The sequence below is a fragment of the Streptomyces sp. L-9-10 genome, from assembly GCF_004151105.1.
Taxonomy (GTDB): Bacteria; Actinomycetota; Actinomycetes; order Streptomycetales; family Streptomycetaceae; genus Streptomyces.
Genome location: NZ_PHRF01000005.1, coordinates 270987 through 284098, shown reverse-complemented (window position 1 = coordinate 284098; position 13112 = coordinate 270987). Strand labels below are relative to the sequence as shown.

General features: G+C 70.8%; 7 protein-coding genes. 6 read left to right on the top strand and 1 reads right to left on the bottom strand.

What is annotated here, in order from left to right; all coding sequences use genetic code 11:
- Positions 1-164: 164 nt before the first annotated feature.
- Entirely contained in the window at positions 165-1856 is a 1692-nt protein-coding gene (locus CU044_RS01260) for a lysyl oxidase family protein (protein WP_129766471.1), read from the top strand.
- Positions 1857-1917: 61 nt separating this feature from the next.
- Here CU044_RS01260 and CU044_RS01255 read toward each other — a convergent pair whose 3' ends face one another.
- A complete protein-coding gene (locus tag CU044_RS01255) occupies positions 1918-4785 on the bottom strand; it encodes a glycoside hydrolase family 3 C-terminal domain-containing protein (RefSeq protein WP_129766470.1) in 2868 nt (955 codons plus the stop codon).
- Positions 4786-5123: 338 nt separating this feature from the next.
- Here CU044_RS01255 and CU044_RS01250 point away from each other — a divergent pair, with 338 nt between their 5' ends.
- The 5 genes from CU044_RS01250 (at position 5124) to CU044_RS01230 (ending at position 13107) form a co-directional block, all read left to right on the top strand.
- Positions 5124-6797 carry an extracellular solute-binding protein gene (locus tag CU044_RS01250; protein WP_129766469.1) on the top strand — a complete coding sequence of 558 codons (1674 nt, stop codon included), beginning with the start codon at positions 5124-5126 and terminating at the stop codon, positions 6795-6797.
- A 29-nt stretch (positions 6798-6826) separates the two neighbouring features.
- Positions 6827-7861, top strand: a complete 1035-nt coding sequence (locus CU044_RS01245) for an ABC transporter permease subunit (RefSeq protein WP_129766468.1) — start codon at positions 6827-6829, stop codon at positions 7859-7861.
- A complete protein-coding gene (locus tag CU044_RS01240; protein WP_129766467.1) occupies positions 7858-8829 on the top strand; it encodes a carbohydrate ABC transporter permease in 972 nt (323 codons plus the stop codon). The genes CU044_RS01245 and CU044_RS01240 overlap by 4 nt, the downstream gene beginning before the upstream one ends.
- Before the next feature lie 79 nt (positions 8830-8908).
- Positions 8909-11119 (top strand): sialidase family protein, encoded by a 2211-nt coding sequence (locus CU044_RS01235; protein WP_129766466.1) that lies wholly within the window; start codon positions 8909-8911, stop codon positions 11117-11119.
- Positions 11119-13107 carry a beta-galactosidase gene (locus tag CU044_RS01230; RefSeq protein WP_129766465.1) on the top strand — a complete coding sequence of 663 codons (1989 nt, stop codon included), beginning with the start codon at positions 11119-11121 and terminating at the stop codon, positions 13105-13107. The genes CU044_RS01235 and CU044_RS01230 overlap by 1 nt, the downstream gene beginning before the upstream one ends.
- Positions 13108-13112 lie beyond the last annotated feature (5 nt).

The following is a 13112-nucleotide window of genomic DNA, read 5'->3' as shown; positions in this document are numbered from 1 at the left end:
CTTATGGGTCCGCGGGCAACCCGGAGTGGCGCTCTCCTGATCTCACAGGTGACACATAGATGACGCATAGGGCCTGTCACGAAACATCGGGATATTCCCGGTCGATGGCTCCCGCGCCATCCGTGCGTACCACTGTTGTTGTGGCACTCGCAGACGAGGAACCGATGACCAGACCTCACCACCCCAGCCGTACGAAGCGATCGGCGATCGCCGGCGGAGCGGCGCTCGCGGTGATCGCGGGCGTGGCCGGAGCCGCGCCCGTCGCCGGAGCGGCGGCCCCGGCGGGCCCCAAGCTCTCCCTGATCGCCGCCTCCGACTCCGTGATAATCGACCGCTACGAGGGCGAACCGGGCGTCTATCTGGACCTCGGCACGTATGTCACCGCCGATGGCGGGCCCCTGGAGTTCCAGGTGACACGCAAGTCCTACAAGGACCCCGTGGTCGCCAAGCAGATCATCCACGAGGGGAAGAAGACCCGGTCCAAGACCCTGCCGAAGGGTCTCGTGAAGGACTTCTCCGGTCTGCCGGGCTTCCTCCAGGTGACCGTCAGCAACGCGGCGGGCGCGGCGGTCGTGAAGACGACCGAGACGTTCTGCCCGAACAACGCCTCGGGGCGGATCCGTCCGGACGCGCCGTCCACCTCGAAGTATCCCGAGAGCTGCTCCACGAACCCCTTCACGCTCGGTTCGGTGTGGGGCGTCCAGAACGGCTGGGCGACCAACACCAACCTGGGCTACTACTCCGAGCCGGTCGATCTGCCGGCCGGGGAGTACACCGCCAAGGTCTCCGTCACCAAGAAGTACCGCGACCTGTTCGGCATGCCCAACACATCGAAGTCGGTCAAGGTGACGGTGCGCGACCGCAAGTGGGAAGACGGAGGCGGGGTCGGAGCGGCACCCTCGGGAGCCAGGGCCGCCGGTCACGGCGGTGGCCACGGCGGTCATGGCGCGCCGGCCGGGCACCCCGGCGCCTCGGCGCACACGAGCAGCAACGGCCGCGGGGCCGACGCCCCGGCGCCGCCCGCGCTGCCGAACGCTCTCACGTCCGGCAAGGGGACGGGCCATCTGGGCGACGGCCCCGGACACACCGACGGTTCGCGGATCGCGCCCGCGCTCAAGCCCAACGCGAAGCGTCCGGCCGGCCGTGCGAGCGTGCCCGACGTGCCCAAGCCCGATCTGCGCGCGCTGCCGGCGTGGGACATCTCCGTCACCGACGGCGAGGACGGGGACATCCCCGGCAAGGACTATCTGGCGTTCAGCGCGAATGTGTGGAACGCCGGTCCCGCGCCGCTGGTCGTGGACGGCTTCCGCAGTCCCGGCAAGGACCTGATGGACGCGTACCAGTACTTCTACGACGCCAAGGGCAAGCAGGTCGGCTACCAGCCCGCCGGCACCATGGAGTGGGACGCGCGGCAGGGCCACGAGCACTGGCACTTCACCGACTTCGCCAGCTACCGCCTGCTGCGTGCCGACAAGAAGGAGGCCGTGCGCAGCGGCAAGGAAGCCTTCTGCCTGGCCAACACCGACGCCATCGACTACACGGTGAAGAACGCCAACTGGCACCCGAACAACACCGATCTGTCCACCGCCTGCGGTGTCCAGAGCTCCGTCTCCGTGCGTGAGGTGCTGGACGTCGGCTCCGGCGACACCTACACGCAGTACCGCCCCGGCCAGTCGTTCGACATCACCGACCTGCCGAACGGTACGTACTACATCGAGGTGCTCGCCAACCCCGAGCGCCGGCTCCACGAGACCAGCCTGACCAACAACACCGCGCTGCGCAAGGTCGTACTGAGCGGCACGACCGGTGCCCGCAAGGTGTCCGTGCCCGCGCATGACCTGATCAACGCTCCCTGATTCATGGCCCTTTGAGGGTCAGGGGGTCCGGGCGGTGCCGCCCGGACCCCCGTCCGCGTGCTCATCCGGTGACATCGATCCGCGCGAGGCGCAGCGGGCCGCGCAGGGTGACCCTGAGGTCGTGCACGCCCGAGAGCGGGAGTCCGGCGCGCGGGGTGGTGCGGTAGTCGTACGGTCCGCCGCCCGCCCTGACCTCGATCACCGCGAGTGCCCCGCCGTCGGCCGTGGTCAGTGTGACCTCACCCTCGCCCGCCGCGTCGAGGGTCACGCCGCCGGCGCCGTCGCCGAAGTCACAGTCCCGGAAGAGCAGTTCGCCCGCCTTCCGCTCGCCGTCCGTGCCGAGCGGGGTCACCGCGTCGCCCGACACCCTGGTCCGGTCGACGATCTCGGTGCCGGTCTGCTCGTCGTAGTCGGCCGCGGCCAGTCCGTCGCGCCGCAGGTCCCTGGCGCGCGGGGCGTCGCCCGGGACGGTGAGCCGGACGGAGCGGCGGATGTCCGCGCTGGACGCGGCGGCTTCGAAGACATACGTTCCGCCCGGTACGGTCCACGCGCCGCGCGCCACGTCGTAGTGGCCCAGTTCGTCTCCGCTGACGGCCAGTTCGATGGTGCGCGTGCCTCCCGGCGCCAGCGATACGCGGGCGTGCGCGACCAGTTGGCGGTGCGGACGGGGGACGCGCGGGGCGGCCTCCCTCGCGTACAGCTGCACCACCTCGTCGGCGGCGCGGGTGCCCGTGTTGGTGACCGTGACGCGTGCCCGCAGGCTCGGGCCGACCTCCAGCCGGTCGTAGCGGAAGGAGGTGTACGACAGCCCGTGGCCGAAGGCGTAGAGCGGGGTGCCGTCGAAGTAGAGATAGGTCTGGCGCGAGCCGATGATGTCGTAGTCGAGCAGTCCGCCCGGATCCGCGTCGTCCGCGTACCAGGTCTGGGGCAGCCGTCCCGCCGGTGAGACATCACCGGCCAGTACCCGCGCGAGCGCGATGCCCGCCGCCTGGCCGCCGTGGGCGGTCCACAGCAGCGCGGGGAGCCGGGCCTGCGCGTCGGCCACCGCGTACGGATAGCCCGAGGCCAGTACGAGCGCGGTGCGCGGGTTGGCGGCGTGGGCGGCCCGCCACAGCCGGTCCTGGTGCGGTGGCAGGGCGAGGGTGCGGCGGTCCTCGGTCTCGCGGCCGTTGATGTGCGGGTCGTTGCCCGCCACGACGACGACCACGTCGGCGTCGGCCGCGGCGCGGGCCACCGTGTCCTCGCCGCGCTCGACGACGGTGATCTCGAAAGGTGTGCCGGGGCCGGCAACCTTCAGGCCGTCGGCGGCGACCGATACGTGCCCGCCGGTCCCCGCGTGTACAAGGAGGTGCCCGCCCTCGTGCTCTTCGAGCCGGAAGGTCTCCTGGACCACCCAGCCGCCGGGCTGATCGGCGGAGGCCCGTACATACCCGTCCTCCGCGACGGACAGATAGCGGCCGTCCGGCGCGCGCAGGGTGATCAGCCCGTTCCCCCAGTCGGTCAGGGCCAGTTCGGTGGCCTCGCCGGACCGGGCGGCGTCGCAGGTCAGCGGCGGCAGGTCGGTGCGCCCCGCCAGCAGCGCCGGGTCGAGCGCGCCCCCGGCGCCGCGCGCCTCCCCCGCCGCCTCCTCTGCCGCCGCCTTCGCCGTCCCGGCCCCGGGCACCCGGACCCAGCCGCCCGTCACGGCCCTGAGCCTGATCCGGTCCGCGCCGTCGGCGAAGGTGACGCGGTCGGTGCCGAAGCGTTCAGCGAGCCCGTCGAGCGGGGTGGACCGGCGGATCAGGGTGCCGCTGTACCAGTCGAGCTTGCACTCGTCGGCGAGCGGACCGACCAGCGCGATACGGCGGCCCGGCGCGATCGGCAGCAGGCCGTCGTTCTTCAGCAGAACGACGGCCTGCTCGGCCGCCTCCTGGGCGAGCGCGCGGTGTCCAGGGGTGTCGAAGGCCGAGGTCTCCCGGTACGGATCGCGTTCCGGATCGAACTCCCCGAGCCCGAACCGCACCGTCAGCTGCCGTCGTACCGCCGTGTCGACATCGGAAGCGTCGATCAGGCCCCGTTCCAGCGCACGGCGGATCCGGCCGGTGAGCACGGACGCGTCGGTGCCGTGGTCGGTGAAGCTGTCCACCCCGGCGCGCAGCGCGGCGGCGGTGGCCTCCTCGTGGGTGTCGAAGTACGCCTCGGCGTCGACCAGGTTGCTGGGCGCGCCCGCGTCGGAGCAGACCAGCAGTTCCTGGTCGGTCCAGCCGCGCAGGTGCTCGCGCAGCGCGGGCGAGAGATGGTTGGGACGCCCGTTGACCAGGTTGTACGCGGGCATGACCCCGGCCACCGCGCCCGCCTCGACGGCCCCTCTGAAGGCGCGCAGATCGTATTCGTGCAGCACGCGGGGGCGGATGGAGGAGGACGTGGTCGCCCGGTCCGTCTCGTTGTTGTGCGCGAGCCAGTGCTTGAGCACGGGCGCCGTGCGCCAGTAGTCGGGGTGGTCGCCGCGCAGGCCGCGGGTGTAGGCGGTGGCGAGGACGGAGGTCAGCCGGGGGTCCTCCGCGTACCCCTCCTCGTTGCGTCCCCAGAGCGGGTTGCGGAGCAGATTCACCGTCGGGGCCCAGACGTTGAGCCCGACCCGGCCGTCCCGCGCGCGCATGGCCCGTATCTCGCGGGAGACGGCCTCGCCGACCCGGCGCACCAGTTCCTCGTTCCAGGTCGCGCCGAGCCCGACGGCCTGCGGGAACACGGTCGCGGGCCCCATCCAGGCGACGCCGTGCAGCGCTTCCTGTCCGGTGCGGAACGCCGCGACGCCCAGGCGCTCGACGGCCGGGGCGAACTGATGCAGCAGGGCGGTCTTCTCTTCGAGTGTCAGCCGCGCGAGCAGATCCTCGACACGCGCGGCACGGGTCGCCCGGGGGTCACGGAAGGGCGGCTGTTCCTCGGTCACGGGCGGTTCTCCCTGGAGAAGGTCGGTGGGGCCGAAAGCGCCGGAAGAGGCTGCCGATCAACTTTCGAAGCGCTTCGATGCTCCGAGTCAGCCGGTCGACTGTCAAGACACCCCCATGCGCCGGACCCCTGCGAAATATCCAGCCAACTCCACTTCTTCACAAGCATGTTGGGTGGCAATAACCAGACAGCAAGGAATCTTGGAGGTGACTCTTGTGCCTCCCGAAGGGTTCATTTAACCTCGCAGCAATATCGAAGCGCTTCGACAAATCTTCGACTCCGCAGCTGTCCGGCGGGCTTTCGCCGTATGTGCCTGCGCACCACGAAGGGTTTGACGCAATGACGCCGAATTCCTCCTCCGCACCGAGCAGGAGAAGCTTCCTCGCCTCGACCGCGGTCGCCGCCACCGCCGTGGCCGGCGGCGCACCGCTGCTCGCCGCCTGTGGCGGTACGCGGAGCGCCAAGAAGGAGGGCACCACCTCCGGGAAGGAAGCGCGGAAGATCCTTCCGGCCTTCGTGGCACAGAGCGTCGTAGCGCCGGACATCCCGCCCGAGAACGGGTCCTCCGCCGGATTCACCCGGGCGATCGCCGCAGCGGACCTGAAGGACTCGGTACGGGAGAAGCTCGGCGCGGGCAGCCGCATCACGATCATGTCGCCGTACTGGGGCACGCCGCCCGCCGGCGACAACCCGTACTACGCGGCCATGAACGACGCGATCGGGGTGCGGACCGTCTGGCAGAACCAGGACGGCAACACGTACGACGAGAAGCTCGGCGCCGTGCTCGCCTCCAGCGGGATCCCCGATGTGGTGGTCGTGCCCGGCTGGAATCTGACCGGCAAGATCCCCGGCGCGGTCAACGCCAAGTTCGAGGATCTCGGACCGTATCTCTCCGGCGACAAGGTCAAGGACTTCCCGAACCTCGCGGCCGTCCCGACCGACGCGTGGCAGCGCTCGATCTTCGGCGGCGCGCTCCGCGGCATCCCGATGCCCGCCTCGTACGTCGTGAACATCGCGCCCTTCTACCGCAAGGATCTCTTCGAGGAGCGGGGATACGAACTTCCCCGCACGGCCGATGAGTTCCTGGCGCTCGCCAAAGAGATCACCAGCGCCAGGTCCAAGGTCTGGGCCTGCGACGACATGAAGTGGACCGCCTTCAATGTGTTCGGGGCGCTCTCCGGCAACGACAAGGCACTGGGGTGGGACCTGGTCGACGGCAAGCTGGTCCACCGTGTCGAGACCCCGGCGTATCTGGAGGCCCTGGAGTGGACGCGCACGCTCTATGCCGCCGGGGTCGTCCACCCGGACGCGAAGGCCGCGCAGGGCGACGCCGGCAACCGGTTCACGGCCGGTCAGGTCCTGATCTACAACCAGGATCTCTCCCACTGGTACGCGAAGACCGTCGAGCAGGCGGCCACCCCCGGGTTCGCGATGGGCGCCCTGGATCTCTTCGGCCACGCGGGCGGCGACCCGACGCTCTACGCCGTACAGCCCGCGGGCATCTGGGCGTTCGTCAGGAAGGGCTCCACCGAGAAGCTGGTCAGGGATGTACTGGCCCTGGCGAACTTCACCGCCGCGCCGTACGGCACGAAGGAGCGCATGCTCACCGACTACGGCGTCGAGGGCACGCACTACACGGTGGAGAAGGGGCTGCCCGTCAAGAACGACAAGGGCACGATCGAGGTCGCGGGCACCTTCGACTACACCGGTGACCCGGCCGCGTACGTCGCCCACCCCGACCGTCCCGATATCGCCAGGGCGCAGGTGGAGTGGCAGCAGCGGATGGGGGCCTTCACCAAGAAGACCTCCTTCTACGGGCTGACCATCACCGAGCCGACCCGCTGGACCAATCTCGCCGACGGCTTCGAGCAGTTGGAGGACGACATCGTCCGCGGCCGGAAGAAGATCGGCGACATGCAGCGGGCCGTCTCCGACTGGCGGAGCGGGGGCGGCGACCAGCTGCGTGACTGGTACAGGAAGCTGCTCGACGAGTCCGGACCGGCCGCGAACTGACCCACGGCAGACGACGGCAGGGAGTCCAGGTGTCGCAGAGCACGGTTCCGGACGCGGACGTACGCCGGCGGGCGCGGAGCGCGGCCCGCCCGCGGCCGGGGAAGGACGGGAAGCCGCCGCCGCGTGAGCGTGCTCCCGGGCCGTCTCTCCGGGTCCGGCTGCGCCGGGACCGGGCGCTGATCCTGATGACACTGCCCGCGGTGGTGCTGGTGCTGGTCTTCAGCTATCTGCCGATCCTCGGCAATGTGGTGGCCTTCCAGGACTACGACCCGTATCTCAGCGACAACGGCTTCGTCGCGATGCTGGAGAGTCCCTGGGTCGGCTTCGAACAGTTCGCGCGGATCTTCGGCGACTCCGCGTTCTGGGCAGCCGTACAGAACACCCTCGTGCTGTTCCTCCTCCAGCTGGTGCTCTTCTTCCCCGTCCCGATCCTGTTCGCGCTGCTGATCAGCAGCGTCGTACGGCCCAGGGTGCGAGCGGTCGCCCAGGCCGTGATGTATCTGCCGCACTTCTTCTCCTGGGTACTGGTCGTCACCGTCTTCCAGCAGATCTTCGGCGGCGCGGGCATCATCGCCCAGACGCTGCGGCGGCACGGCGTCGAGGGTTTCGACCTGATGACCGACCCCGGACTCTTCAAGTTCCTGCTGACGGCCGAGGGCGTCTGGAAGGACGCCGGGTGGGGCATCATCGTCTTCCTCGCCGCGCTCGCCTCCGTCAACCACGAGCTGTACGAGGCCGCCGCGATGGACGGGGCGAACCGGTGGCGCCGGATGTGGCATGTCACCCTGCCCGCGCTGCGTCCGGTGATCGCCCTGCTGCTGGTGCTGCGCGTGGGCGACGCGCTGACCGTCGGCTTCGAACAGATCCTGCTCCAGCGCGACGCGGTGGGACGCGACGCGGCGGAGGTGCTGGACACGTTCGTGTGGTGGACGGGCATCCGGAACCAGGACTTCAGCTACGCGGCCGCCGCCGGTCTGGTCAAGGGCGTCATCGGTCTGGGGCTGGTCCTCACGGCCAACAAGGTCGCCCATCTCATGGGCGAGCAGGGGGTGTACAGGAAATGAGCGCCTCCGGCACCGCCGCCCCCGTCGGCTCCGACACCACCACCGGCCCCGCGCGTGGGCACCGACGCGGCCGCCGGGCCACCCCGTCGCGTCCGGTCTGGGAGGAGAAGCCCACCAGGGCCGGCCTCGCGGGCAAGGGCATCGCGCTCACGGCCGCCTGTCTCGCGATCCTCTTCCCGCTCTGGATCGTGATCGTCACCAGCCTGTCGTCGCGGAGCACCATCGACGCGGCCGGCGGTCTGGTGGTCGTCCCCGGGGACCTCACGCTCATCGCGTACGAGGAACTGCTGAGCGGCGGTCAGGTGCAGCGCGCCGCGCTGGTCAGCCTGGGGGTGACGGTCGTGGGCACCACGTTCAGCATGGTGGTGTCCGTCCTGTGCGCGTACGGACTCTCCCGGACGAACTCGCCCGGCCACCGCTGGATCCTGATGACGCTGCTTGCCACCATGTTCTTCGGGGCCGGTCTGATCCCGACCTATCTGCTGGTCCAGGCGCTGGGGCTGACCGACACCTATCTGGCGCTGATCCTGCCGGGTGCGGTGAGCGTCTTCAATGTCCTGGTCCTGCGCTCGTTCTTCATGAACATCTCCCCGGAGCTGCTCGACAGCGCGCGGATCGACGGCGCGGGCGATCTCCGGATCCTCTGGCGGATCGTCATACCGCTCTCCCGCGCCGTGATCGCGGTGATCGCGCTCTTCTACGCGGTCGGCTACTGGAGCGCCTGGTTCAACGCGTCGATCTATCTGACGGACCAGAACATGATGCCGCTGCAGAACGTCATGATCCAGCTGGTGCAGAAGCAGGAGCCGCCGACGGGACTCGGCCAGCTGATCAAGACCGGTCGGCTCTCCCCGCTCTCGGTGCAGATGGCGGTCATGGTGCTGGCGCTGCTGCCCGTCGCCGTCGCCTCGCCCTTTGTCCAGAAGCATTTCAGGAAGGGCATGCTCACCGGCGCTGTCAAGGGCTGAAGCGCCCCCGGGCCTGCTCGCGCACGACCTCACCAGGTGCCGCCCCGGCGCGCACTCCCCCACGACGGAAGGTGACGTCATGTCCGATCCGACGCATGGACCCCGCAGACGCACGGTGCTCACCACGGCCTCGGGGACCGCGGCGGCGTTCGCGCTGACCGGTGCCCCGGCGCTGGCCACGCCCCGGCACGCCCCCGTCGCCGCCACCGGCCGGGCGGCGGCGGAGCAGCCGTACCGCTGGCGTACGGCCGCCATCGGTGGCACCGGTTTCCTCACCGGTGTGCTCTTCCATCCCGCGGTGAAGGGGCTGGCCTACGCCCGTACCGACATCGGCGGCGCCTACCGCTGGGACGACGCGGCCCAGCGCTGGACACCGCTCACCGACCATCTCGGCTGGGACGACTACCATCTGCTCGGCGTCGAGGCCATGGCCGTCGATCCGAACCGGCCCGACCGGCTGTATCTCGCTCTCGGTGCCTATACCCAGTCCTGGGCCGGCAACGGCGCCGTGCTGCGCTCCACCGACCGGGGCGCCACCTGGAGCCGTGCCGCTCTGCCCGTGAAGCTCGGCGGCAACGAGGACGGCCGGGGCGCGGGCGAACGGCTGCTCGTCGACCCGCGCGACGGCGACACCCTCTATCTCGGCACCCGTCACGACGGGCTGCTCACGTCGGCCGACCGGGGCGCGACCTGGGCCGCCGCCCCGTTCCCCGCCACGGCGAGCGCCTCCGGCCAGGGCATCACCTTTCTGGTGGCCGCCGGGCGTGTGGTGTACGCCGGGTGGGGCGACGGCGGCGGCGCGCTCTACCGTACGGGCGACGGCGTGGCGTGGGAGGCCGTCCCCGGCCGGCCGACGGGCGCCTCGGCTGCGGTACCGATCCGCGCCGCCTTCGACGCGAACTCCCGCTCCCTGTACGTCACTTACTCCAACGCGCCAGGCCCCAACAACCAGACCGACGGGTCCGTCCACCGGCTCGACACCGCCACCGGCGTCTGGAGCGACGTGACGCCCGTCAAGCCCTCGGGGAGTGACGCCTTCGGCTACGGGGGCGTGGCCGTCGACGCGCGGGTCGCCGGTACGGTCGTCGTCTCCACCAACAACCGCTGGGGCCCGGTGGACACCCTCTACCGGTCCACCGACGGCGGCGGGAGCTGGGTCTCGCTCAAGGACACCGCCACGCTCGACATCCGGGAGACGCCGTATCTCGCCTGGGGCGCCACGCCCAAGTTCGGCTGGTGGATCCAGACCGTCGCGATCGATCCGTACGACTCGAAGCACCTGGTGTACGGCACGGGCGCCACCCTGTTCGCGACCCGCGATCTGGTGCGCTGGGCGCCCTGGATCCGGGGTCTGGAGGAGTCCGCGGTACGGCAGTTGCTCTCACCGGCCGCCGGGGCCGCCTCTCTGCTCAGCGGCCTCGGCGACATCGGGGTGATGTACCACGAGTCGCTGACCGTCTCCCCGTCCCGGGGCATGGCCACGAACCCGGTCTTCGGCTCGGCGACCGGTCTGGCGCTGGCCGCGCTGAAACCCTCGTATGTGGTGCGCACGGGGTGGGGCGACCACGGGAACGGCGCGTACTCGACGGACGGCGGCCAGAGCTGGCGTCCCTTCGCCGGACAGCCCGCGATCGCGTCGACGGCTCCCGGGCCCATCGCGGTGAGCGCCGACGGCGCCACGCTGCTGTGGTCCTTCGTCCACTGGGACGGTACGCGGCATCCCGGCTTCCGCTCCACCGACGGAGGCACCACCTGGAGCGAGGTGGCCACCTTCCCCAGGGGCGCGGTGCCGGTCGCCGACCCGGTCGACCCGCGGCGCTTCTCCGTGTACGACACGGACGCCGGCGCCGTGTACCGCTCCACGGACGCGGGCGCGACCTTCGTGCGCGGCGCGGGCGGGCTGCCGTCCGGGGACGTCCAGTTCCGGATCGCGGCGGCGCCGGGGCGGACCGGTGATCTCTGGCTGTCGGCCAAATGGAACGGGCTGTACCGCTCCACGGACGGCGGGGGCTCCTTCACCAGAATCACCAGCTGCTGGGCCTCGTACGCCCTCGGTTTCGGCAGGGCGGCCCCGGGCGCGGTCTATCCCGCCGTCTTCCAGACCGGCGCGACGGAGGACTTCGTCGGGGTGTACCGCTCGGACGACGCGGGGGCCGGCTGGATACGGATCAACGACGACGCCCGTCAGTGGGGCTGGACCGGTGAGGTGATCACCGGTGATCCACGCGTTCACGGCCGCGTCTATCTGGGCACCAACGGCCGCGGCGTCCAGTACGGGGACCCGGTCTGATGCCCGCCCTGGACGACGCCACACGGGGCCGTGTGCTCTTCGGCGGCGACTACAACCCCGAGCAGTGGCCCGAGGAGACCTGGCCGCGGGACGTACGGCTGATGAAGGAGGCCCGGGTCAACTCCGTCACCCTGGGCGTCTTCTCCTGGGCGCGGCTGGAACCGCGCCCGGGTGCACGGGACTTCGGCTGGCTCGACCGGCTGATGGATCTCATGGCGGAGAACGGCATCGGGGTCGTCCTGGCCACCCCGACCGCCTCTCCGCCGCCGTGGATGGGGTCGCGTCATCCGGAGACCCTGCCACGCGATGAGGACGGCCGGACCGTGTGGTGGGGTTCGCGGCAGCAGTTCTGCCCCAGCTCGCCCGTCTACCGCGCGTACGCCGCCGCGCTCACCGAGGATCTCGCGGCGCGGTACGGCGGCCATCCGGCGCTGCGCATGTGGCACATCAACAACGAATACTGCACCCACTGCTGGTGCGACGAGACGGCACGCCACTTCCGCGGCTGGCTGCGCACCCGGCACGGCGGTCTCGACGCGCTCAACGAGGCCTGGGGAACGGCCTTCTGGAGCCAGCGCTACGACAGCTGGGACGAGATCATCCCGCCCCGGCGCGCCCAGTACCTGCGCAACCCCGGGCACACCCTCGACTTCCGGCGCTTCACCTCGGACGCGCTGCTGGAGTGTTGCACGGCGGAACGCGACATCGTCGTACGGCACACCCCGGGCACACCGGTGACCAGCAACTTCATGCCGTTGTGGAGCGGCCAGGACGGCTGGGGATGGGCGGAGCGCGAGGATGTGGTGTCCGTCGACATCTATCCCGATCCGAGGGATCCGTACGGCGGTCAGTACAACGCGATGCTGGGCGATCTGACGCGCTCCGAGGCGCGAGGACCCTGGGTACTGATGGAACAGGCGGCGGGAGCGGTCAACTGGAGGGGCGTCAACCATCCCAAGCCGGCCGGTCTCAACCGGCTGCTGTCGTGGCAGTCCGTGGCACGCGGCGCCGACGCCGTCTGCTACTTCCAGTGGCGCCAGTCCCGGCAGGGCGCGGAGAAGTTCCACTCCGGGATGCTCGGCCACGCGGGCGAACAGGGCCGTATCTTCCAGGAGATCAAGCGGATCGGCGCGGAACTGGAGCGGCTGGGACCGGAGGTGACGGGCACACATACGTCCGACGAGATCGCCCTGCTGCACGACTGGGACTCCTGGTGGGCGGACCAGCAGGACGGCCGGCTCTCGGCGCGTCTCGACTACCCGGAGGTGCTGCGCGCCTGGCACCGCGCCCTGTGGGAGTCCAACCTCCGCACCGGCTTCGCCCGTCCCGACCACGACCTGAGCGCGTACCGGCTCGTGGTCGTACCGCACTTGTATCTGCTGACCGATGCCGCGATCGACAACCTGGTCCGGTACGTACGCGACGGCGGCACCCTCGTGTGCGGCTTCCTGACGGGCGTCGCCGACGAGGACGACCGGGTACGGGCGGGCGGGATGGACGTCCGGCTGCGGGAGCTGTTCGGCATCGGCACGGTCCACGAGTGGTGGCCGCTGGACGCGGACGAGACCGTGGAGTGCGACGGCTTCCGGGCCACGCTGTGGTCCGAGGAGCTGGAGGTGTCGACGGGCGAGACCGTCGCCTCGTACACGAGCGGGGAACTGGCCGGACTTCCGGCCGTCCTGCGCAACGGCCGTGCCTGGTACGTCTCGACGCTCCCCGAGCCGGAGGCGCTGCGCGCGCTCCTCGCCGGGGCGGCCGAGAGCGCGGGTGTCCGGCCCGTGCTGGAGGGGCTGCCGGACGGCGTGGAGGCGGTACGCCGCGGCGCGCTGCTGTTTCTGCTGAACCACGGCGCGAAGGACGTCACCGTCGCGGTCGGCGGCCCGCACCGGGAACTGCTCACCGGCCGCGCGGTGGACGGCTCGGTCGGGCTGGGCCGTCACGGTGTGGCGGTCCTCCGCGCGGACGCCATGAGCCCACCGAGTCGGTGAACCAC